This window comes from Kineococcus auxinigenes (genome assembly GCF_050871525.1).
Classification (GTDB): domain Bacteria; phylum Actinomycetota; class Actinomycetes; order Actinomycetales; family Kineococcaceae; genus Kineococcus.
The window spans coordinates 1-20,561 of sequence record NZ_JBKBCT010000053.1 but is presented as its reverse complement, the minus strand read 5'-3'; the positions used below and the strand labels follow the sequence as shown (position 1 = coordinate 20,561).

The 20,561-nt window shown below is 74.6% G+C and carries 25 protein-coding genes; 14 read left to right on the top strand and 11 right to left on the bottom strand.

Going from position 1 to position 20,561, the window contains the following annotated elements:
* The first annotated feature begins 11 nt into the window (after positions 1–11).
* Genes ACRYR9_RS14370 through ACRYR9_RS14355 form a run of 4 tightly spaced genes read left to right on the top strand, consistent with a single transcriptional unit; the run spans position 12 to position 5,332 of the window.
* The gene (locus tag ACRYR9_RS14370) at positions 12–983 is read left to right on the top strand and encodes an ABC transporter permease (RefSeq protein WP_432496855.1); all 972 of its coding nucleotides are present in this window, start codon (positions 12–14) and stop codon (positions 981–983) included.
* The gene (locus tag ACRYR9_RS14365; protein ID WP_432496852.1) at positions 980–1,879 is read left to right on the top strand and encodes an ABC transporter ATP-binding protein; all 900 of its coding nucleotides are present in this window, start codon (positions 980–982) and stop codon (positions 1,877–1,879) included. Before ACRYR9_RS14370 ends, ACRYR9_RS14365 begins: the two co-directional genes overlap by 4 nt.
* The gene (locus ACRYR9_RS14360; protein ID WP_432496850.1) at positions 1,876–2,805 is read left to right on the top strand and encodes an ABC transporter ATP-binding protein; all 930 of its coding nucleotides are present in this window, start codon (positions 1,876–1,878) and stop codon (positions 2,803–2,805) included. Before ACRYR9_RS14365 ends, ACRYR9_RS14360 begins: the two co-directional genes overlap by 4 nt.
* Positions 2,792–5,332, top strand: a complete 2,541-nt coding sequence (locus ACRYR9_RS14355) for a glycoside hydrolase family 2 protein (RefSeq protein WP_432496848.1) — start codon at positions 2,792–2,794, stop codon at positions 5,330–5,332. The genes ACRYR9_RS14360 and ACRYR9_RS14355 overlap by 14 nt, the downstream gene beginning before the upstream one ends.
* A gap of 9 nt (positions 5,333–5,341) precedes the next feature.
* Here ACRYR9_RS14355 and ACRYR9_RS14350 read toward each other — a convergent pair whose 3' ends face one another.
* Genes ACRYR9_RS14350 through ACRYR9_RS14340 form a run of 3 tightly spaced genes read right to left on the bottom strand, consistent with a single transcriptional unit; the run spans position 5,342 to position 8,081 of the window.
* Positions 5,342–5,965, bottom strand: coding sequence for a GerMN domain-containing protein (locus ACRYR9_RS14350; RefSeq protein ID WP_432496845.1), 624 nt, complete (start codon positions 5,963–5,965; stop codon positions 5,342–5,344).
* Entirely contained in the window at positions 5,962–7,371 is a 1,410-nt protein-coding gene (locus tag ACRYR9_RS14345) for a HAMP domain-containing sensor histidine kinase (RefSeq protein WP_432530365.1), read from the bottom strand. Before ACRYR9_RS14345 ends, ACRYR9_RS14350 begins: the two co-directional genes overlap by 4 nt.
* A 5-nt stretch (positions 7,372–7,376) precedes the next feature.
* Positions 7,377–8,081 carry a winged helix-turn-helix domain-containing protein gene (locus tag ACRYR9_RS14340; protein WP_432496840.1) on the bottom strand — a complete coding sequence of 235 codons (705 nt, stop codon included), beginning with the start codon at positions 8,079–8,081 and terminating at the stop codon, positions 7,377–7,379.
* A 195-nt stretch (positions 8,082–8,276) separates the two neighbouring features.
* On the opposite strand from ACRYR9_RS14340, the gene ACRYR9_RS14335 reads away from it, so the two are divergent.
* From ACRYR9_RS14335 to ACRYR9_RS14315, 5 genes are all read left to right on the top strand, one after another.
* Positions 8,277–8,633: an STAS domain-containing protein gene (locus ACRYR9_RS14335; protein WP_432496838.1), complete on the top strand. Its 357-nt coding sequence runs from the start codon at positions 8,277–8,279 to the stop codon at positions 8,631–8,633.
* A 32-nt stretch (positions 8,634–8,665) separates the two neighbouring features.
* Positions 8,666–8,869 (top strand): hypothetical protein, encoded by a 204-nt coding sequence (locus tag ACRYR9_RS14330; protein ID WP_432496836.1) that lies wholly within the window; start codon positions 8,666–8,668, stop codon positions 8,867–8,869.
* Between the two features lie 156 nt (positions 8,870–9,025).
* Positions 9,026–9,775, top strand: coding sequence for a potassium channel family protein (locus tag ACRYR9_RS14325; protein ID WP_432496834.1), 750 nt, complete (start codon positions 9,026–9,028; stop codon positions 9,773–9,775).
* A gap of 264 nt (positions 9,776–10,039) precedes the next feature.
* On the top strand, positions 10,040–10,807 hold the full coding sequence (locus ACRYR9_RS14320) for a hypothetical protein (protein WP_432496832.1): 768 nt from the start codon (positions 10,040–10,042) through the stop codon (positions 10,805–10,807).
* A complete protein-coding gene (locus ACRYR9_RS14315) occupies positions 10,804–11,166 on the top strand; it encodes a GrpB family protein (protein ID WP_432496830.1) in 363 nt (120 codons plus the stop codon). The genes ACRYR9_RS14320 and ACRYR9_RS14315 overlap by 4 nt, the downstream gene beginning before the upstream one ends.
* 95 nt (positions 11,167–11,261) lie before the next feature.
* Here ACRYR9_RS14315 and ACRYR9_RS14310 read toward each other — a convergent pair whose 3' ends face one another.
* The 3 genes from ACRYR9_RS14310 to ACRYR9_RS14300 all read right to left on the bottom strand — a co-directional run bounded on the left by ACRYR9_RS14310 (position 11,262) and on the right by ACRYR9_RS14300 (position 12,214).
* Entirely contained in the window at positions 11,262–11,384 is a 123-nt protein-coding gene (locus ACRYR9_RS14310; protein WP_432496828.1) for a hypothetical protein, read from the bottom strand.
* Positions 11,385–11,474: 90 nt separating this feature from the next.
* Entirely contained in the window at positions 11,475–11,792 is a 318-nt protein-coding gene (locus ACRYR9_RS14305; RefSeq protein WP_432496826.1) for a winged helix-turn-helix domain-containing protein, read from the bottom strand.
* On the bottom strand, positions 11,789–12,214 hold the full coding sequence (locus ACRYR9_RS14300) for a hypothetical protein (protein ID WP_432496824.1): 426 nt from the start codon (positions 12,212–12,214) through the stop codon (positions 11,789–11,791). Before ACRYR9_RS14300 ends, ACRYR9_RS14305 begins: the two co-directional genes overlap by 4 nt.
* A 269-nt stretch (positions 12,215–12,483) precedes the next feature.
* Here ACRYR9_RS14300 and ACRYR9_RS14295 point away from each other — a divergent pair, with 269 nt between their 5' ends.
* Complete coding sequence (locus tag ACRYR9_RS14295; RefSeq protein WP_432496822.1) at positions 12,484–13,428, top strand: aminoglycoside phosphotransferase family protein; 945 nt, start codon at positions 12,484–12,486, stop codon at positions 13,426–13,428.
* A 25-nt stretch (positions 13,429–13,453) separates the two neighbouring features.
* On the opposite strand, the gene ACRYR9_RS14290 is transcribed toward ACRYR9_RS14295, so the two are convergent.
* On the bottom strand, positions 13,454–13,861 hold the full coding sequence (locus ACRYR9_RS14290) for an ester cyclase (RefSeq protein WP_432496819.1): 408 nt from the start codon (positions 13,859–13,861) through the stop codon (positions 13,454–13,456).
* A gap of 94 nt (positions 13,862–13,955) precedes the next feature.
* Between ACRYR9_RS14290 and ACRYR9_RS14285 the strand changes: the two genes are divergently transcribed.
* Together ACRYR9_RS14285 and ACRYR9_RS14280 are read left to right on the top strand one after the other, a co-directional pair.
* On the top strand, positions 13,956–14,267 hold the full coding sequence (locus ACRYR9_RS14285) for a helix-turn-helix transcriptional regulator (protein ID WP_432496816.1): 312 nt from the start codon (positions 13,956–13,958) through the stop codon (positions 14,265–14,267).
* On the top strand, positions 14,264–14,830 hold the full coding sequence (locus ACRYR9_RS14280; protein ID WP_432496813.1) for a hypothetical protein: 567 nt from the start codon (positions 14,264–14,266) through the stop codon (positions 14,828–14,830). The genes ACRYR9_RS14285 and ACRYR9_RS14280 overlap by 4 nt, the downstream gene beginning before the upstream one ends.
* A gap of 514 nt (positions 14,831–15,344) precedes the next feature.
* On the opposite strand, the gene ACRYR9_RS14275 is transcribed toward ACRYR9_RS14280, so the two are convergent.
* From ACRYR9_RS14275 to ACRYR9_RS14260, 4 genes are all read right to left on the bottom strand, one after another.
* Positions 15,345–16,430, bottom strand: coding sequence for a hypothetical protein (locus ACRYR9_RS14275; protein ID WP_432496810.1), 1,086 nt, complete (start codon positions 16,428–16,430; stop codon positions 15,345–15,347).
* A complete protein-coding gene (locus ACRYR9_RS14270) occupies positions 16,427–16,993 on the bottom strand; it encodes a SigE family RNA polymerase sigma factor (RefSeq protein ID WP_432496877.1) in 567 nt (188 codons plus the stop codon). The genes ACRYR9_RS14275 and ACRYR9_RS14270 overlap by 4 nt, the downstream gene beginning before the upstream one ends.
* A 169-nt stretch (positions 16,994–17,162) precedes the next feature.
* A complete protein-coding gene (locus tag ACRYR9_RS14265; protein ID WP_432496808.1) occupies positions 17,163–17,531 on the bottom strand; it encodes a hypothetical protein in 369 nt (122 codons plus the stop codon).
* 397 nt (positions 17,532–17,928) lie between these two features.
* Complete coding sequence (locus tag ACRYR9_RS14260; RefSeq protein WP_432496805.1) at positions 17,929–18,930, bottom strand: AraC family transcriptional regulator; 1,002 nt, start codon at positions 18,928–18,930, stop codon at positions 17,929–17,931.
* A 166-nt stretch (positions 18,931–19,096) separates the two neighbouring features.
* Here ACRYR9_RS14260 and ACRYR9_RS14255 point away from each other — a divergent pair, with 166 nt between their 5' ends.
* Both ACRYR9_RS14255 and ACRYR9_RS14250 read left to right on the top strand, forming a co-directional pair.
* The gene (locus ACRYR9_RS14255) at positions 19,097–19,927 is read left to right on the top strand and encodes an NAD(P)H-dependent oxidoreductase (RefSeq protein WP_432496801.1); all 831 of its coding nucleotides are present in this window, start codon (positions 19,097–19,099) and stop codon (positions 19,925–19,927) included.
* Positions 19,928–20,221: 294 nt separating this feature from the next.
* Positions 20,222–20,437 carry a hypothetical protein gene (locus ACRYR9_RS14250; protein WP_432496799.1) on the top strand — a complete coding sequence of 72 codons (216 nt, stop codon included), beginning with the start codon at positions 20,222–20,224 and terminating at the stop codon, positions 20,435–20,437.
* The last annotated feature ends 124 nt before the right edge of the window (positions 20,438–20,561 follow it).

Here is a 20,561-nt window from a genome sequence, read left to right as displayed (position 1 = left end):
GCGGAGGAGACATGACGAACACCCAGCCCCTCGCCCAGCCGGTGCAGCGGGAACCAGCGGCGGGCAGCACCGGCCGGCCGGGAGCGGCGTGGCGGGCGATGCTGCCGACGATGACGCCGTGGCTGGCGACCGGGCTGGTCCTGGTGGGCGGCATCGTCGCCTTCGGGGTGCTGGCGCCGTTCTTCGTCGGTGACCCCGACGCGATCCGGGACGTCGGCCTGACCGGGCCGTCGCCGGAGCTGTGGCTGGGCACGACCCAGACCGGTCAGGACGTGTTCGCCCAGCTGGCCTTCGCCACCCGCGGATCGCTGCAGATCGGGCTGATCGTGGGGGTTCTGGCGACCGTGCTGTCGGCGTTCTTCGGCATCTACGGCGCCTACCTCGGGGGAGCGGCCGACGAGGTCTTCTCCCTGCTGTCCAACGTGTTCCTCGTCATCCCCGGCCTGCCGCTGGTCATCGTCATCTCCGGGTTCGTGCCGCGGGAGAGCCGGGGGCTGTGGACCATCGCGGTGGTCCTGGCGCTGACGAGCTGGGCGGCGTCGGCCCGCGTGCTGCGCGCCCAGACGCTGTCGGTGCGCAACCGCGACTACGTGTCCGCCGCGAAGCTGTCCGGGGAGCGGCCCTGGCGGGTCATCGCGGTGGAGATCCTGCCGAACCTGCTGCCCGTGCTGGCCTCGCAGTTCGTGTTCGCCATCATCGCGGCCGTCCTGGGCGAGGCGGGCCTGTCGTTCCTGGGCCTGGGGGCCTCCGGCTCGGCGACCCTGGGCACGATGCTGTTCTACGCCCAGAACGGTTTCGCCCTGCCGCTGGGCGCCTGGTGGTGGTTCGCGCCGCCGGGCCTGGTGATCGCCGCGTTCGGCACGGGCCTGTCCCTCATCAACTTCTCCATCGACGAGATCGTGAACCCCAAGCTGAAGAACGCCCGGCTGCACCGGCGGCGCGCCCGCCGGGCGGCCGGTGCCGAGGAGGGAGGTGCGGCGTGAGCACCACTGCCGTGCGGCAGGACCGGCCGGGGGCACCGGCGGGCACCGCGGTCGTCAGCGTCCGCGACCTCAGCGTCGTCTACGAGACCGAGCAGCCGGTGACGGCGGTGCGGGGTGCGAGCTTCGACCTGCACCGCGGGGAGGTCCTGGGCCTGGCGGGGGAGTCGGGGTGCGGCAAGACGACCCTGGCGTACGCGATCAACCGGCTGCACCAGCCGCCGGCGCGCATCGCCTCAGGCTCGGTCGTCTTCCACGACCGCGACGGGCGGGACGTGGACGTCCTGGCCCTGGCGGACGAGGAGCTGCGGCGGTTCCGGTGGGCGAAGCTGTCCATGGTGTTCCAGGGCGCGATGAACGCGCTGAACCCGGTGCGCACCGTCGGCGCCCAGCTGGACGACACGCTGCGCGCCCACGACCGCTCCCTGGACCGGCGCTCCCGCCGCGAGCGCTCCGCGGACGTGCTCACCCGGGTGGGGGTGGACCCCGCGCGGCTGCGGTCCTACCCGCACGAGCTGTCCGGCGGCATGCGCCAGCGCGTGATGATCGCGATGGCGATGCTCCTGGAACCCCAGGTGATGATCATGGACGAGCCGACGACGGCGCTGGACGTCGTCGTGCAGCGCGACATCCTGCGCGAGATCGTGCGCCTGCGCGACGAACTGGGTTTCGCCGTCGTGTTCATCACCCACGACCTGCCGCTGCTGCTGGAGATCAGCGACCGCATCGCGGTCATGCTGCGCGGGGAGGTCGTGGAGCTGGCCACCGCCGAGGACCTGTACCGCCACGCCGCCCACCCGTACACCCGCCGCCTGCTGCGGTCCTTCCCCAGCCTCAGCGGCGAGCGCGGCGCCTTCGTGCGCACGGGCGAGACCGACGACCCCGAGGAGCAGCGGTGACCAGCGTCCACGTCAGCGCCCTGACCAAGGAGTACCGGACCCGGCAGGGCCTGCGCCGCCGCGCGCTGCGGGCGGTGGACCGGGTGAGCTTCGACCTGGTGCCCGGCCGCACCGTCGCGCTCGTGGGCGAGTCCGGTTCCGGCAAGTCCACCATCGCCAGGATGCTCACCCGCCTGGAACGGCCCAGTTCCGGCACCATCGACGTGCGCCTGGACGACGGCACCCCCGTGCAGGGCTCGCTGTACCGCCGGCACGTGCAGATGGTGTTCCAGGACCCGTTCGCCTCGCTGAACCCGTTCCACTCCGTGGAGCACCACGTCGCGCGCCCGCTGCTGCTGCACGGGCGCACCCGCGGCGCCGAGCGGACGCGCGAGCGGGTGCTGGAGATGCTGGAGCGGGTGAACCTCACCCCGGCCGCCGACATCGCCGCGCGCCGCCCGCACGAGCTGTCCGGCGGGCAGCGCCAGCGCGTCGCCATCGCCCGCGCCCTGGCCCCCGGTGCGCAGGTCCTGATCGCGGACGAACCCGTCTCCATGCTCGACGTGTCGATCCGGCTGGGCGTGCTGAACCTGCTGGGCCGGCTGCAGCGCGAGGACGCCCTCGCGGTGCTCTACATCACCCACGACCTGGCCACGGCCCGGCACTTCTCCGACGAGGTCCTCGTGCTGTACCGGGGCCGCGTCGTGGAGCGCGGCCCGGCCGACGCCGTGATCCTCGACCCCCACCACGACTACACCAAGCTGCTGGCGCTGGCGGCACCCGACCCCGAGCGCCTCGGCAAGGTCGTCTCCTCCGAGGCCGCGCCCGACCGGGCCGGCATCGACGACTCCGTCTGCTACGACCACCGCACCGGCGAGTGGGTCCACGTCGACGACGTGGCCCGCCCCGGCAGCGCCGAAGGAGCCACCGCCCGTGCGCGAACGTGAACTGACCACCGGCTGGACGCTGCACCCCGTCGGCGGTGACCTGCCCGGACCGGTGTCCCGCGCCCTGGCGGACGGGCCGCTGCCGGTGACGGTGCCGGGCACCGTGCACACCCACCTGCTGGACGCCGGGCTCATCCCCGACCCGTACCTCGGCGAGAACGAGACCGCGCTGGCCTGGCTGCACCGCAGCGCCTGGGAGTACCGCCTCGACCTGGCCGCCGCCGGCGAGGCCGCACCCGCCGAGGGCGAGCGCGTCGACCTCGTCTTCACCGGCCTGGACACCGTCGCCACGATCACCCTGGACGGCGTGGAACTGGGCCGCACCGCGAACATGCACCGCACGTTCCGGTTCGACGTCACCGGCGTCCTGCGCGCCGGCGGGGGCGACCTGCGGGTGCGCTTCGACTCCGCCCTGGAGCACGCCGAGGCGGTGGAGAAGGAGGTCGGCTCGCGCCCGCGCGCCTACGACCACCCCTTCAACGCGGTGCGCAAGATGGCGTGCAGCTTCGGCTGGGACTGGGGCCCGGACCTGCAGACCGCCGGGATCTGGCGGCCGGCGGGCGTGCAGCGCTGGCGCACCGCCCGGCTGGCCGCCGTGCGCCCGCTGGCGACGCTGGAGGGCACCACCGGTCGCCTGGCGGTGCACGTCGACGTCGAGCGCTGCGGCCTGCGCGAGCCCGGCGACCTGATCGTGCAGGTGGAGCTGCCGGGCCTCGGCGCGGCGGGCGTCGCGCACCTGGGCCCCGCGCAGGCTTCCGCGCTCGTCGAGCTGGAGGTCCCCGACGCCCCCGTGTGGTGGCCCGTCGGGTACGGCGAGCAGCCCCTGGTGGACGTGGTGGTGCGGTTGTCCGCCGGCGGCGCGGAACTGGGCTCCCTCCGGCTGCGCACCGCGTTCCGCACCGTGGAGCTGGACACCACCCCCGACGAGCACGGTTCGCGCTTCACCCTCGTCGTCAACGGCCAGCCGGTGTTCGCACGCGGCGCGAACTGGATCCCCGAGGACCACCTGCTGACCCGGGTGACCCGCGAGCGCTGCGCCGCGGCGCTTGACCGCGCGCTGGAGGCGCACGTCAACCTGGTGCGGGTGTGGGGCGGGGGCGTCTACGAGTCCGACGACTTCTACGACCTCGCCGACGCCAGGGGCCTGATGGTGTGGCAGGACTTCCCGCTGGCGTGCGCGGCGTACTCGGAGGAGGAACCGCTGTACTCGGAGTTCGTCGCCGAGGCCCGCGAGAACGTCACCCGCCTGTGCCCGCACCCCTCCCTGGTCCTGTGGAACGGCGGCAACGAGAACATCTGGGGCCACGAGGACTGGGGCTGGAAGGAACAGCTCGGCGAGTCGACCTGGGGCCTGGGGTACTACGAGGGGGTGTTCCCGGCGGTCCTGGCGGAGCTGGACCCCACCCGCCCGTACTCCCCGGGCAGCCCCGCCAACCCCGGCGTGCCCGCGGGCGAGCTGCACCCGAACGACCCCGGCCACGGCACCACCCACGTGTGGGACGTGTGGAACCAGCGCGACTACACCGCCTACCGCGAGCGGGTCCCGAGGTTCTGCTCCGAGTTCGGGTTCCAGGCCCCGCCCACCTGGGCGACCCTCACCCGCGCCCTGGAGCCGGCGGACCTGCGCAAGGACTCACCCGCCTTCGCCCTGCACCAGAAGGCCGTCGACGGCAACGGCAAGCTGGACCGCGGCATGGCCCCCCACCTCGGCGTGCCCACCGGTTTCCGCGACTGGAACTGGGCCGCGCAGCTGAACCAGGCGCGAGCCGTCCGCGTCGGGGTGGAGCACCTGCGCTCGTGGTGGCCGCGCACCGCCGGCAGCGTCTACTGGCAGCTCAACGACTGCTGGCCGGTCACCTCCTGGGCCGTCGTCGACGGCGACGGCCGGCGCAAACCCGCCTTCCACGCCCTGCGCCGGGCCCACGCGCCCCGGCTGGCGACGTTCCAGCCGCGCGACGGGGTCGTGCACCTCGTCCTCGTCAACGACACCGCCCTGGCCTGGCGGGGCCGGGCGCACGTGCGCCGCACCGCCCTGGGCGGGCGGGAGCTGGCGGCCGCCTCCCTCGAGGTGGACGTGCCCGCCCGGCAGGTCCGCACGCTGGCCCTGCCCGCGGACCTGCTGGCCCCCGCCGACGCGAGCGCGGAGGTCCTCGTCGCCGACGTCGCCGGCCCCTCCGGCGGGGCGGACGCCGCGGGCGGGGCGGGCGCCACCGCGGCGCGCGCGGTGCACGCGTTCGCGGAGGACCGGGACCTGGCCTACGAGCCGGAGCCGCTGCGCACCGTCGTCGAGGAGGTCCCCGGCGGGTACGCGGTGCGGGTGCTGGCCACCTCCCTCGCCCGCGACGTCACGCTGCTGGCCGACGTCGTCGCCCCCGACGCCGTCGTGGACGACGGGCTGGTCACCCTGCTGGCCGGCGAGGTGCACGCGTTCACCGTGCGCACCGGCCGGCGCGTGCCGCAGGAGCGCTGGACGGCCCCGGAGGTGCTGCGCTCGGCGAACTGCCTCGCAGCGGTGGAGCGGCGCTGAGCGCGGCGCTCAGGACGCCGGTGCCGTCCGGTCGCTGCCCACCAGCGAGGTGTAGTCGGCGGCCGTCAGCGGCCCGGCGGTCTGCTCCCCGCCGGGCAGGGGGACCTCCAGGACCTCCCCGTCGCGCACCAGCTGCACCGAGTCCACGCCGGGCGCCGTGGTGGCCGTCAGGACCACCTGGCCCACCGCCAGCGGCAGGCGGTCCGCGGCGAGGTTCTGCGCCAGGCCCGTCACCGCCACCCGGGCGGTGCCGCCGGCGAGGTCGGTGGCGCGCAGCTGGACGTCCGTGCCCAGCGCGCTGCTGAGGCCGTCGGCCCGCTCCTGCCGGCCCGGCCCGGCGGACAGCCGCTGCAGCAGCGCGTCCAGGTGGTCGGTGCCGTCGCTGGTGGCGGTGCCCAGCGGCACCGCCAGCAGCGCGTCGCCCTGGAGGAAGTACACGCGCGGCCCGCTGCCGGCCTCGGCGGTGGCGGAGCTGTCCGCGGACGGTTCCGGCGGCGGGTCGAGCAGCCCGTACGGCACCTCGGTGGGGCCGATCTCGCGCACCTGCCCCTCCGAGGGCGCTCCGCAACCGGCCAGCAGCCCGAGGACCAGCAGCCCGGCGGCCAGCGCCGCCGGCGGCGCGGGGGCCCTCACGCCGGCTCCCCGCCGCCGTGCGGCGCCGCCGTGGCGCCGGCGTCCGCCGGCACGAGCGCGTCCGAGGCGGGCAGCTCCACGACGAACCGCGCCCCGCCCTGCGGGGACGCCGCGCACCGCACCGTGCCGCCGTGGGCGCGCACCGTCTCGGCGACCAGGCTCAGCCCCAGGCCCGAACCGGGCAGCGACCCGCGTGAACCGGCCCGCGCGAACCGCTCGAACACCCGCTGCCGCTCAGCGGGCGGCACCCCCGGCCCGGCGTCGTCGACGAGCAGGCGCACCCGGTCGCCCACCCGCTGCACCACCACCTCCACCAGCCCCTCGCCGTGCCGGTCGGCGTTGTCGAACAGGTTCACCAGGGCGCGCCCCACCTGCTCGACGTCCACGCGCACCCGCGCCGCGCCCCCGCCGCCGCGCACCGGCACGTCGCGGCGCCCGCTGCCGTCCAGGGCCTGGCGCGCCAGGTCGGCGGCGCCCGTGCTGACCCGCTCGCGCGCGGTGGTGCCGGACTCCAGCCGCGCCAGCTCCAGCAGGTCGTCCAGGGTGCGGGCGAAGCGGTCCAGCTCCCGGTCCACCAGGTCCAGGGCCTGCTGCGAGCGCGCCGGCAGCTCCTCGCGGCGGCGCTGCAGCAGCGCCACGCTGGTGACCAGGGTGGTCAGCGGCGAACGCAGCTCGTGGCTGACGTCGGCGCTGAAGCGCACCTCCCGCTGGATCTGCTCCTCCAGCGCGTCGACCATGCTGTTGAAGGACCCCACGATCGTCGCCAGGTCCGGGTCGGTGGTGGGGGGCAGGCGGGTGCCCGGTTCGCCGCCGGCGATGCGGGCGGCGGTCCCGGCCACCGCGTGCAGCGGCGCCACCGCGCGGCGCGAGGCCCACACGCCGAGCAGCGCACCGCCCACGGCGGTGGACAGCGCGAACGCGGCCAGTGCGGTGCGCACCGCCAGCAGGGTGCGTTCCAGCTCCTCGGTGACGGTGACCTCGTAGAACTCCGCGGCCACCGCGGGCAGCGGCACCCCCACGGCGACGGCCGGCTCGCCGTCCACCCGCGTCCAGGTCACCCCCGCCGTTCCCGCGCCCACCGTGGTGCTCAGCGAGGCCGGGACGTCGTCGCCGCCCACCTGCAGGGACGCGGAGTACCAGCGCTCGCCGCGGTGCACCAGCAGCTCCGAGCCGGTGGGCGGGGACACCGCCCCCAGGACGTCACCCACCGTCACCCCGGAGGTGCGCAGCCCGTCGCGCACCGAGGAGGCGTCGACGAAGGCCTGCCGCACGGCCGCCTCCTCGCGCTGGTCCAGCAGGTAGTCGCGCGTCACCGCGTACGTGCCCAGCGCCGCCAGCGTCGCCAGGGCCGTGGCGCCCAGCGTGAAGGAGGCGGTGACGCCGGCGCGCAGCCCCAGCGGGCGCACCCGCCTCACCGCACGTCCAGCCGGTACCCCAGCCCCCGCACGGTCGTGATCAGCCGGGGTGCGGAGGGGTCGGCCTCCACCTTGGTGCGCAGCCTGCGCACGTGGACGTCGACGATGCGCTCGTCGCCGAAGAACCCGCGGTCCCACACCCGCTCCAGCAGCGTGCGCCGGCTGAGGACCCGTCCCGGCGCCCCGGCCAGCTCGCGCAGCAGCCGGAACTCCGTGACCGTCAGGTGCAGCTGCTGCGCGCCGCGGCGCACGGTGCCGGCGGCGGCGTCCAGCACCAGGGGGCCCTCCACGGAGTCCAGCACGACGGCTTCCTCCTCCTCCGCGGCGGCGGTGCCCTCGACGCGCCGGCGCAGCGCGCGCAGCCGCGCGAACAGCTCGCCCAGGTCGAACGGCTTGGTGACGTAGTCGTCGGCGCCGGCCTCCAGGGCGGCGACGATGTCGCTCTTGTCGTGCCGCGCGGACAGCACCACGACGGGGGAGCCGCACACCGGCCGGACCCGCCGGATGAACGTGAAGCCGTCGATGCCGCCGAGCATGAGGTCGACGACCAGGACGTCGGGCTGGGCGCCGTCGGTGACGGCGGCCAGGGCCTCCTCCGCCGTCGAGCAGCCGGTGACGAGGTAGCCCTCGTCCTCCAGGGCCAGCGTCAGGGACGTGCGGATCCCGTCGTCGTCGTCGAGGACAAGGACGTGGGTGGACACGTCCGCATGGTGCCAGCGCACCGACCGGCCGCGGCGACCGGGTGCTGAGTCGTCACGGATCGTCACAGGATCGCAAAGGAGACGACCGGGGAACCGCAACACGCCTCGGTCACTGTGGTGACCACGCCCCGACCGGGAACGGCGGGGCGGCCAACGACCCGCGCCCCTGCCGGCGCGGGCACACCGGAGGGGAGCGTGGACGCGGTGCAGGTGCTCGACCGCGACGGGACCGTCGCCCCCCGGGCCGGGGAGAGCCCCGAGGAGGGGGTCACCGTGGTGGCCCTGCACGAGGGCTGCCTGCGCCAGGGCGTCGGCGCGCTGCGCCGCACCCTGGGCGAGGCGCTGGACTCCGGCACATCCACCCTCGTGGTGGACGTGTCCGGCGTGGAGCACCTCTCCTCGGTGGTGGTGGCGCTCCTGCTGCGCGCCAAGCGCTGCTGCAGGGTGCGTGGCGGCCGGGTCGTCCTGCGCGGCCTGGGCCGCGACGACCTGGACGTGCTGCACCGCACCGGGTTGGCTCCCCTGTTCGACATCGAGCCGGCCACCCGCTGACCCGTACCGACGCACCGACCCGAGGAGCCACCGTGACCACCACGCTGACCACCCCCGAGCTCACCACCCCCGCCTTCACCGCCGAGCTCACCGCCCAGGTCGAGCTCGCCCTGTCCGAGCAGCGCGCGGCCGAGGTCCGCGGCGACGCCGAGGCCGCCGAGGTCGCGGCCGGGCGGGTCGCGGACCTGCGGGAGCTGCACGCCCGCTCCGCCGAACCCCTCGTCGCGCCGGTCTGAGGACCGGTGCGGGGAGGCCCCGGTCGGGGAGGGCGACCGGGGGACCGCCGGACGGGGTGCGGGTCGACGGAGCCCCGCTCCCGTTCCGGTGAGCACGACCTCGGGTGGCGGCGCCGCGCGGTGGACACCACCGCGCGGCGCCGCTAGTCAGGGCCGGTGAGCACTCCGACCACCACCTCCCGCGGCGCCCGGTACCGCGCTTACGAGCACCGCAGCGAACGACTCGCGACGGCCGTGGCCGTGCTGTGGCTGGTGGGCTACTCCCTGCCGATCCTGCAGCCGGACCTGCCGGCGCCCGTGCGCACGGCGTGCCGCGGGCTGCAGACCGTCACCTGGGTGGCGTTCGGCGTCGACTACCTGCTGCGGCTGGGGTTGAGCCCCCGCCGCGGCCGCTTCTTCCTCACCCACCCGCTGGACCTGCTGCTGCTGGTGCTGCCGATGCTGCAGCCCTTGCGGCTGCTGCGGCTGGTCACGGTGCTGCGGCTGCTGAACCAGCGCGCCGGCACCCGGCTGCGCGGCCGCGTCGGCCTGTTCGTGGTCTCCGCGACGATCCTGATCGGCTTCTGCGCCGCGTGCGCCGTCCTGGACGCCGAGCGGGACGCCCCCGACGCGAGCATCACCACGTTCGGCGAGGCGGTGTGGTGGGTGGTGACGACCATCACGACGGTCGGCTACGGCGACTACTCGCCCGTCACGGCGACCGGGCGGGTCGTCGCGGTCGGGCTGATGCTCGCGGGCATCGCCCTCGTCGGTGTCGTCACCGGGTCGCTGGCGTCCTGGTTCCTCGACGAGGTCCGCGACTCCTCGGGCGCCGACGCCGAGGCGACCCGCGCCGACGTGGCGCAGCTGACCGAGGAGGTGCGCCGGCTGCGCGAGCAGCTGGCAGCCCGCCCCGACACCCCCTGATCCGGCGGCTCGGACCCGCGGGTGGGTGACGGGCCCGACCGTCGTCGGGCTCCACGGTCTCGACAGTGCCGCGGTCTCGACAGTGCCGCGGTCTCGCCGGTGCCGCGCAGTCCCCCACCCGGTCACACCACTCCCACCCGTGGTGATCATGCACGGTTGAACGCTCACCGGTGCAAGATCACCGCTGGGGTGGGCGGTCTGCTGCAGGCAGGCGCCGCCGCGCAGGACGTGCGGACCGCACGACACGGCACCGATCGTGGCCGGGTGAGCATGAGCCCGTGCCCCGACGCCGCACCAGCGGCGTGGCTCCGGAACGACCCCCAGCCGTGGGACCGCCTGGTCAGCCTGGGCCCGGTCGGGCTGCCCGCCTACGCGCGGCTGCGCTTCCTGCCGGACCCCACGCATCCCGGCCAGAGCGAGAACGACGCCGGTGACCCGCTCGTGCAGGCGTCGGAGACCGAGCAGCTGCGCCGCGTGGTCGACGTCCTGACCGCGTTCACCACCACCCCGCAGGAGTGCTTCTTCCTGCTGTGGGACGGCTGGGGCGTCCACCCCGCCGGTTCCGGCCACCCTCCGCGCGACGACCGGGGCACCTGGCCGCGCCTGCCGGGTGGCCCGGGCACCGACAGCGGCCGGTACCGCCTCGACGACGGTGCACCGCTGCTGCAGGAACCCCCCGCCGGGTCCGCGCCGGGACTGCACCCGCGGTCAGCGCGTCCCGGGCCCCTCCAGCCGCCGGCAGACCTGCACCCGGCACCGGTGCACCTGCCGAACCGCGACTACCACCTCTTCCGAGGCGGCACCGGCGACTTCGGCGACTGGGGCCCGGCGCTGCCGCTGAGGCCCTCCAGCCACGCTCCCGACCCGGCGTTCGCCTGGCCCGCCGACCACGCCTGGTGCCTGGTTCGCGACGTCGACCCGCACTACGCGGGCATCGGTGCCGCCGCCGAAGCCGTCGAGGCCCTGGTGCACCGCTCCGGCCTGGACGTCGTGCTCGCCGACCCGGCCCGGGAGCAGCCCCACTACTGGTGAGCAGCGGCTGCGCCGGCCGCGAGGACGTCCGTGCGAGCAGGAGTCGCGAGCCGCGCCGACCGGACGTCACCACCGTCGAGCTCGTGGGGGGTGTCGAGGCGCTCGAGCTCGAACACATCGGCTCCACCTCCGTCCCGGGGCTGGCCGCCGAACCGATAGTCGACGTCGTGGTCGCGGTGGACGAGTACCTCCTCCTGCGCGACCACCTGCGCTCCGACGCCGACGACCGCACCCTCTGCGAGAGCACCGAGAGGACCCTGATCAGCGAGCGGTGGGACGACGTGAACGACTACGCCGACGCCAGGACCGACGTCACCCTCGCGATCGAGGCACGAGCCAGGGCGGCTCGCGGACGGTGAGCACGTGGGTCGTCCCCACCGGGGAACGCCCAGCTCATCCGCCGTGTCAGCGGTGCAGCCGACGCCGCAGTGCGTTCAGGCCGCGGCGAGGGACGTCACCCCCTCGAACCGCTCCTGCGGCGACGTCGACGTTCCTCGAGGACGAGCACGCCGTCGGCGAGCGCGGCGAGCAGGCCGGAGATGCGCCGGTCGCGACGAGAGGTCCGGCCGTCGTCCATGCCGGCGACGGTAGCGGCCCCGTGCCCCTGATCCAGCTGATCCGACGTCCGGTCCGTCCCCGGAGCTGAGGAGAACCGGCCCACGTGCGCCTAGGAACCGCCGCGGGCGCGGGCGACGAGGAGTTCGAGGGTGGCCAGGTAGGAGTCGAAGGCGTCGCGCCCGGCGTCGGTGAGGCGCACCGAGGTCTGGCGGCGAACGGCGCGTTCCTTGCGCACCTCGACGTACCCGGCCTGCTCCAGGGCGGTGACCTGCTTGGACAGGGCCGAGTCGCTGGTGCCGATGGTGTCGCGCAGGAAGGAGAAGGTGACCCAGTCCGCCGGGGCGAGCAGGGAGCAGATGTTCAGGCGGGCGGGGGTGTGCAGGAACTCGTCGATCGCGGTGCCGCTCGCGTCGGGTGCGGTGGTCACGGGCGCAGGCTCGCAGCCATCCGGGCCTGCACCGCGCGGGTCAGGGTGATGATGACCAGGCAGGCGCCGACCATGCCGACGGTGTTCGGCAGCGGCCAGTCCAGCCCCCGCGCGACGGCCTGGAAGAGGACGTTCAGGGCCAGCGCCGGCACGAAGGTCGCGACCAGAGCGGTCTGCCAGCGACCGGAGTCGCGAGTGGGCTTCAGCTGCACCCCGCGCTGCCAGGCGACACCGACGCCCATGACCATCATGAGCACCCACAGCCAGATCATGCCCGCGTCGACCAGGACGCCCAGGGCCAGCGCGCAGGAGCACAGGCTCCACACCTGCCCGCGCGTCCAGGGGGCGGTTCCGGCGGCGATGGTCTGCTGGCGGCGCTGGGTGGCCCGGGTCAGGGCCTGCTGTGCTTCACGAGCGTCCACGGTGAGGTTTCCTTCCCGGTCGGATCTCTGCTTGCCTGACAGGAAAGCTACCTGCCACTTGCCCGTCGGGCAACACTTGAGCGTCAGGAAAGTCCCGGTGGTCGGGCCGGTGGGCCCTCGAGCCTCGTCGGGACGCGCGGAACACGGGTGAACGCGGCAGTTCGGTCTGCCAGCCTGGACCTCGTGACCTTCGACGGAGGGCGGGGTCGGGCAGCGCCCGCGGGCACCGCCACCGCTCCAGCGGGCGTGAGCACCCCGGAGCCGCTCGCGTGAGCGGCGCTCACGACCTCGGACCGGTGCCCACCCGCCTCACCGTCGACGTCGAGGTGGTGCGCCGGCTCATCGCCGAGCAGTTCCCCCGGTGGTCAGACCTGCCCGTCCACCCGGTGGCCGACGGCGGCTGGGACAACTTCACCTTCCACCTCGGCCCGCAGATGTCGGTGCGCCTGCCCTCCGCTGCCGAGTACGCCCTCGCGGTCGAGAAGGAGCACCGCTGGCTCCCTCGGCTCGCCGCGCAGCTCCCGCTGCCCGTCCCCACCCCGCTGGGCAGGGGCGAACCCGGTGGGGGTTACCCCTTCGCCTGGTCGGTCCACCGGTGGATCGACGGCGAACCGGCGACCGCCGACCGCACCACCGGCGGCACCGTCGACCCGGTCCGCTTCGGCCTGGACCTCGCCGACTTCCTGACCGCCGTGCAGCGGGTCGACCCCACCGGCGGGCCGCCGCCGGGCGTGCACAACTGGTTCCGCGGCGGCACCCTGCGCACCTACGACGCGACGGCTCAGGAAGCGCTCGACGCGCTGGAGGGCCGCATCGACACCGCACTGGCCCGCGAGGTCTGGGCCACGGCCCTCGGCGCGCGGTGGAACCACGTCCCGCTCTGGTTCCACGGCGACGTCGCCGGAGGCAACCTGCTGCTCCGCGACGGGCACCTGGCCGCCGTCATCGACTTCGGCACCTGCGGTGTCGGCGACCCCTCGTGCGACCTCGCCGGTGCCTGGACGCTGCTGGACGCCGCAGGGCGCAAGGCGTTCCGGGATCGGCTGGGCGTCGACGACGGCACCTGGGCGCGAGGACGGGGCTGGGCGCTGTGGAAGACCCTGGCCACCTGCGCCGCGGCCGTCGACCGGGACGACGAAGCGTCCGCCAGGGCCCACCGCGTCCTCGACGCGATCCTCGAGGACCACGAGGCCGACCGCGGCAGCTCGCGGTAGGCGCGCGCCGGCCGGCCCGGAACGCTCAGACGGCCTCGGAGGTCGTCAAGGCGTCGCGGACCACGGGGTAGAGGTCACCCCAGCAGTGGACGATCTTGCCGTCGGCGACGCGGTACACCACCAGTTCCTGGGTGCTGATCCTGCGGCCGGTGGGCGCGATGCCGCTGAAGGGTGCGGTGTGCGTGCCCCGCCCGATCAACCGCGCGGCGATCGCGCCCCCCTCGACGACGAGTTCCTGCAGCTCCCAGCGGTAGTCGGGGAAGGCGACGCACACCGCCTTGACCCCGTCGACGTAGGCGGCCAGCCCGTCGACGGGCCCGGACCCGCTGACCCGTTCGGAGACGAACTCGCCCAGGTCGTCGAAGCGGTGCTCGTTGCAGCAGGTGAGGTAGCGCTCGTAGAGGGCGACCACGTCAGCGCGTTCGAGTTCCACGGGGCCATGCTCACACGGTGGCGGCCGGTACCGCCTCACCACATCGTCATTGCTTCAGTTGCATTCCGTGTTGCGGATGCGCAACATGGAGGGCGTGAGGGACAAGGCCGAGGACGCCCCGGGTGCGAAGCAGCTGCACAACCGGCTCGCCGTGCTGCGCACCGAGCGCGGCCTCACCCGCCGTCAGCTGGCAGAGGCGGTCGGCATCAACGTGCAGACCGTCGGCTTCCTCGAACGCGGCGACTACGGCCCCTCCGTCGAGCTCGCCCTGCGCCTGGCCGGCTTCTTCGCCCTCCCGGTCGAGGCGATCTTCTCCCTGACCCCCTTCCCGCCCATGTCGGCGCAGCTGTACCCCACCACCGCGACGACCCCCGCGACGTCCCCGACGGCAGGAGCGAGCTCGTGAACACCTCCGGCGAAACCCTTCGAGGCAGCGCACGACGCCGCGAGCGACTGCGCGCCGAGGTGGAAGCCCACCTGCAGGAGCAGCGCCAGCAGCCGCTGCCGAGCTGGCTGGCCACCCGCACCAGCCGCCGCACCCTCGCCCTGCTGCCGGTGGTCACCTTCGCCCTCGGTGTGGCCGCCTCCGTCGCCGGCGGTGGCGCCCTGACCGCGCTGCTGGTGGGAGTCACCTCCATCCTGGGCAGCACCGGGATCGTCCAGCTGCGCCGTGCGACCCGGATGCTGGACAACGCACCCGAGGGCCTGCTCGACGAACGCGAGATCAGCGAACGCGACCACGCCTACCGGCGAGGTTTCCGCCTGACGCTGGTGCTGCTGGGTGCACTGGTGGCACTGGCCGTCCTCAACGGCTTCCTGGCGCAGGAGACCGGTGTGCGGCTCGTCGGCAGCGTCGGGTGGATGGCGGTGTTGTTCGCCTCCTCCCTCGCAGCGAGCATGCTGCCCGCCGCCGCCCTGGCGTGGCACTGGCGCGCCCCGGTGGACGAGGCCGACGACCTCGACGAGTGAGCACCGAGCATCGACTCCCCGCTCGTCGGAGACCTCCACCTCGATCGTGCACCGGTCCCGCGCGTCGTCGTAGCCCTCGGCCAGCCGCGCCGTGCCGGACAGCAGCATCAGGAACCGGAACGCGGCCGGGCCCTCGTGGAAGCGCTGCGCCGGAGACGAACCGCAGGCTGCCGTCCGACTGCACCGACGGACGCAGGTCGACGGCGAGGTGCTGGTGGGTCCCGAGGTGGTCCAGGACCCGGCCGAGCCCGCCCCACCCGGGGGTGTGGTCGTAGCCGGTGAGGAACCGGTGAGGAACCGGGTCCCGCGCCCGGCCGCGTCACCCCGCCGACGCTGACGGACGATCACGATCGAGGACGTCGGTCGACGCGTCGCCCGAGGCGGTCCTCCCCGCGGCGGCGTCGACCACCGTGACGATCACCCCGGACCCCGGCACGGTCGCCGCCACCGCCCACGTCCTGACCTGAATCCCCGACGCGCGACCCGCGCCGGGACCGGTGCACGCCCGGCACGTTCAGGTCGAGTCGCCGAAGTCCTCGCTGTCACGCAGCTGCTGCAGCAGCGCGGTGAACCCGGTGCGCTCCGGCCGCAGGACCGCCCCGGTGCTGGAGAAGACGACGTCGCAGGTGCCGCTGACGTCGACGAGCAGGTAGGTGTACTCGCGCTGGTACCTCTCCGTGGCCAGGCCGTCCTCGTCGTGCTCGTAGCCGGCGGTGGTCAGCAGGTCCACCTGCGCCTGCTGCTCCGGCGCGGGCAGGCACTGCGGCTCGCCCTGCACGCGCGGTGCGGCATCGACCAGTTCCTGCAAGCGCCCCAGCAGCACCGCGTCCGTGGACCGACCCGTCCACGCCCCGCCGGCCTCGGTGATCACCGCGGTGGCCACCGGCTCGGTGCCGGCGCGCGCCGGTGCCTCCCGCTCACCCGGCCACGGCTGGATGCTGACGCTGCCCAGCAGCTCGCGCACCTGCGCCTCGGTGCCGGTCAGCGTCACGTCCACGCCGCGGCTGGGGACGCTGATGCTCGCGACGCTCTCGGCGCCGTAGGGGGCGTCGTTGACGTACACCGGAACCCCGTCGATGAGCGTGATCCCCGGGGTGGCCGGCGCTCCGCCGGTCCACTGCGCCACCTGCGCGGGCTGGACCAGGGCGCCGGGTCCCCGGAAGGAGTCGTCCAGGCACGAGGCGCCGAGGGCCGAGGGTGCGGTGACGACGGTGACGGTGCCCGGGTTCAGGCAGAACCCGTCGGTGGTGCTCGCCGGGTAACCGTCGGCGTCGACCTGCACGCCGTTGATGCCGCGCTCGGTCAGCGTCGGTGCCGGCGGTGTCCACGTCGGTTCGGGGGCGGGATCGGGGCCGGTGGTGCCGGCCGGTGGGGCCGGCCGGGTGCGGGTGACCCCCTGCCCGTCCAGGCCGGCTCCGGTGAGGACCACGGCGACGGCGGTGCAGGCGCTGAGCGCTCCCACCGTCAGGGCCGCCGCCCGCCGGCGCGTGTGCCGGCGGCGGCGCAGGACCGCCGCGACGGGGTCGCTCTCGCGCGGGGCGGTGCGCGCAGCGGTCTGCAGCAGGTTCCGCACGTCTGAGGTGTCGTCGCTCTGGTTCATCGTCGTTCTCCGCTCCCCGGGCGCAGCCCGGTGTCGCGTCGGTGGGGGGCAGCGCTCGCGGGGGACGAGCTGGTGGCGCGCAGGGCAGCGAGCGCGCGGGAGGTGCGGGACTTCACCGTGCCGACCGAGCAGTCCAGGGCTTCGGCGGTCTCCTGCTCGCTGAGGTCGAGCCAGAAGCGCAGCACCAGCACCAGCCGCTGCGGGGTGGGCAGCCGCGCCAGCATCCGCTGGGCGTCCACGCTCGCCTCGGGGTTGCCGTGCGCCGGTGCGGCCGGCTCGGGCAGGACGGCGGTGGGCGTCTCCGCCCGCCAGCGCCGGCGCCCCGCCTTGGCGGCCAGGCGGGTCATGACCACCCGGGCGTAGGCCTCCGGGTCACCGTGCGGGTGCAGGCGCCGCCAGGCTCTCAGCACCGCCAGCAGCCCCATCTGCGCCAGGTCCTCGCCGTGGTGGGCGTCGCCGCTGAGCAGGGTGCCCAGGCGCACCAGGGCCGGGTAGCGGGCGGCGGCGAAGTCGGCGAAACCCGGGGGTCCTTGCCCGTCGTCACCGGGACGGTTGCGCAGCATCACACCCCTGAAGGGACCTGGACCCCCGGGGAGGTTCCCTCCGGTTCCCGGCGGTCACGGCTCCGCCGCCGTGGCGGTGCCCACCAATCGCGACCGGCTGCGCATCCGCGGGTGGTCGAGGTCGTCGGTGCCCACCACGTCCCCCATCGGACCGGCACCGTCGTCGAACTCAGGCTCTCGAACCCCGGGCCGTCGCCGCCCGGCCGTGCGCCGCGCCGGAGGTGGCGTCGTCCGGATCCCGCCCCTGCAGGCGCAGCAACCCGCGCTGCCCCCCGTCCGTGGTCTCGACGTGCACCACGAACAGGCGCCCGTCGGCCTGCTGCTGGGCCCACTGCAGCACCTCCTGCACGTCCCGGGCCTGCAGCAGGCGGTGCTCGTCGCTGGAGGACGACGGGTACGCCCGGGGCGGGCCCAGGTCGGGACCGCGGCGCTGCGGGAAGTCGTGGGCGGTTCCCGTCCGCTCCCGGAAGTGGACGCGGTAGGCCGGTTGCTCCACCTCGGAGCTGACGTCCCGGGGGTCCACGCCTTCGCTGCGCACGTCTCCACCATGGCAGGACGACCACCGCCACGGACACCTGCTCCCGCCGCGACCCGCGGGCGGCCGTGACTCCCTCCCTGACGCCTCTGGACGGTTCCGGCGGGCAGCGCGCACCGTCGAAGACGTGCCCCGCTGCTCCGTGCTCGTCGGAGCCACCCGCCCCGAGCGCTTCCCCGACGGCGCGGTGGTGCCGCGCACCCCGCTCCCACCCAGTGGCGACCCGCACGCCGCGCGCCGCCTGCCACCGGCTCCCTGACGGGCTGCAGCTGGTCCACGACAGCGCCAGAGCGGGCGCCGAGGCACCGCCCTCCGGGTGCGATCACGTACCCGCCGGCGACTTCACGGTCTTGTCGATGACCGAGCGAGCTGGAGCGCCTCACCGGGAGCCGTCGCGCCGTCAGGTCCTGCTGCCGGCCGAGCCGGTGCGGGCGGCCACAGGCGGGGCAGCGGCCGGCGAGACGGTGGTCGCGGTGCGACGGAAGTCGCTCGGGTTGAGGCCGCGGACCCTCTTGAACGCGGCGCTGAAGCCGAAGGGGTCGGAGTACCCCACGGTGCGGGCGATCTCGGCGACGCTCGCCGTCGGGCGTTCCAGGAGCAGGTCCGCGGCGAGGGTCATGCGCCAGCGGGTGAGGTAGGTCAGCGGCGGTTCACCGACCAGGTCGCTGAACCGCTTGGCCAGCGTCGCACGCGACACCCCGGCGCGCTCGGCCAGCGCCGCGACCGTCCACGGTGCCGCGGGCTCGGTGTGCAGCGCCTGCAACGCCGTGCTCGCCACCGGGTCGCGCTGAGCCGCCCACCACGCCGGCGCCCGCCGACCGGGGCGGTCGAAGAAGTCGCGCAACGTGCAGACCAGCATCCAGTCCAGCAGGCGGTCCAGGACGACCTGCTGACCGGGGGCGTCGACGGCGACCTCGGCGGCGAGGTGATCCAGCACGGGGTCGACCGCTCCGCCGGCGTCCACACGCAGCACGACCGGCAACGCCTCCAGCAGGCGACGGCTGATCTCGCCGTGCACCGGGTAGGCGCCGACGACGAGGGTCGTCGCAGCGCTCTCGTCGTCGCGGGTCTCCCCGGGGTCGTGCCAGCCCAGCCGGTGTCGCGCGCCGCCCTGCTCCGGCGTCGCGCACTCCACCCCGCACACGACGGGGACCGCTGCAGTGCCGACCTCGTCGACGAAGGTGAAGGTGCCAGGACCGCGCACGAGCGCCGTCTCGCAGGCGCCGAGGCGCACCGGCGGCTCGTGCTGCGGGACGATCCAACCCCCTCCGTGCAGGACGGTGCACAGGCTCAACGGCGCGCCGTCGACGAAGTGCAGCGACCAGGGCGGGGTCAGGGTCGTGCTGCCGAACAGCGAGCCGTGCGCCCGCACACCGCGCATCAGGTCGCTGAGCGCATCCATGCCGACCACGCTAGACGATCGCTTTGGTGCTTCAGGGTCTGACCCATGGATCCGTCCAGGGCTTGCGGTGTTGGATCGACACCATGAGCGATGGCACCACCCTCGCCCCCGGCGCCGAGGCCCGGCACCGGGTCCGCCTCCACCCACCAGCACGGGGAGCTCGCGCATGACCATCGCCCACCCGCCGACACCGGGCACGGCCCTGTGGGTGCACGCACACCCCCGCAGCTCGTCCCTCAACGGCCGTCTCTTCCGTGAGGGGGTGCGAGCCCTGTCCGCGCACCGGGAGGTGATGACCTCCGACCTGTACGCCCAGGGCTTCGACCCGGTCCTGCGCCCCCGGGACTTCGCCGGCGACGACTCCCCGGACGACGCCTCCTCCGACGACGCCGGCGGGCCCGGCGACATCGCCCAGCTCCTCGGCGAGGCGCACGCCCGGGGGCGACTGCCCGCCGACGTGCGCGAGGAGCAGGCCAAGCTCGCCACGGCGGAGCTGCTCGTCATCCAGTTCCCCCTGTGGTGGTACGGGCCGCCGGCGATCCTGAAGGGCTGGTTCGAGCGCGTCCTCACCGCCGGGTTCGCCTTCGGAGACCTCGATCCGCAGCTCGGGGTCCCGCGACGCTACGGCGACGGAGGCCTGAATGGGCGCAAGGCACTCGTCGTGGTGACCGCGGGAGAGGACGCACGCTCGATCGGCCCGCGCGGCATCAGCGGCGACCTGGAGTCACTGCTGTTCCCCCTCACCCACGGCGTGCTGTGGTACGTCGGCATCGAGACGCTCGAACTGCACGTGGTCCACGACGCCGACACGTTGGGGGCGGTCGGGCTCGAGCGAGAGGTCGAGCGCCTGCGCGAGAGGCTGCGCACGGTCGACACCGAACCGGCCCGCCCCTTCCGCCGCTTGCGCGACGGTGACTACCGCGGAACCCGCACCCTGCGCGCGGACCTCCTGCCGGGCCGCACCGACCTCGGCATCCACCTGGTTCCACCCGACTGAGCCCGTCGAACCCGAAGACTCGTCGACCGCTGTCGTCCACGCGCTCACAACCAGGGCGCGGTCAGGGGGTGGGTCCGGCGGTTGACGAGTTCACGGTCGTCCCGCACTCAGGGCGCGATCATGGCCCGTCGGGAACGTCCGCACACGCCGGCGGTCTCTAGCGGTAATCAGCGCGTCGATCACCGTCTTCGCGCCGAGGACTGGAGCTGGTGCGAGGCCCGAACACGGCGGACACCTCACACCCCCCGCCGCACCCGCCCGCGCACCTGGACACCGCGAACCGCGCAGCACCCGGTGGACGTGATCGCCCTGGACGCCTCCGACGGCTCCCGCACCGACCTGTTGCCCGCAGGATCCCTCGACGTCGGCGAGCACTGCCGGCCGCTGCAGCCGCGCCCGCTGGAAGCCGACTCCTACGCCCGGCAGGTGCTGCAAGAAGTGCGAGAGCGCGCCGACCAGCTGCAGCGGCTGGACGCCCGCGACGTCGAGCACCGCCTGGTCGGCGACTGAGCCTTTGTCAGTAGCGGTTCTTCCAGCTGCTGAGCACCAGGGCGGCGCCACCGCTGGCTTCGCTCCTCGGTGGCCTCCTTGGATCTTGCATGTAGCCCCATATGACTAGCTGCTGCTCCTGTTG

What these genes read in the sequence shown, in the direction of transcription:
- ACRYR9_RS14370 (WP_432496855.1), top strand. Translation starts at nt 12, where the DNA reads ATGACGAACACCCAGCCCCTCGCCCAGCCGGTGCAGCGGGAACCAGCG.
- ACRYR9_RS14310 (WP_432496828.1), bottom strand. Translation starts at nt 11,384, where the DNA reads ATGGACGACGGCCGGACCTCTCGTCGCGACCGGCGCATCTCCGGCCTG.
- ACRYR9_RS14275 (WP_432496810.1), bottom strand. Translation starts at nt 16,430, where the DNA reads ATGAACCAGAGCGACGACACCTCAGACGTGCGGAACCTGCTGCAGACC.
- ACRYR9_RS14255 (WP_432496801.1), top strand. Translation starts at nt 19,097, where the DNA reads ATGACCATCGCCCACCCGCCGACACCGGGCACGGCCCTGTGGGTGCAC.
- ACRYR9_RS14260 (WP_432496805.1), bottom strand. Translation starts at nt 18,930, where the DNA reads ATGGATGCGCTCAGCGACCTGATGCGCGGTGTGCGGGCGCACGGCTCG.
- ACRYR9_RS14270 (WP_432496877.1), bottom strand. Translation starts at nt 16,993, where the DNA reads ATGCTGCGCAACCGTCCCGGTGACGACGGGCAAGGACCCCCGGGTTTC.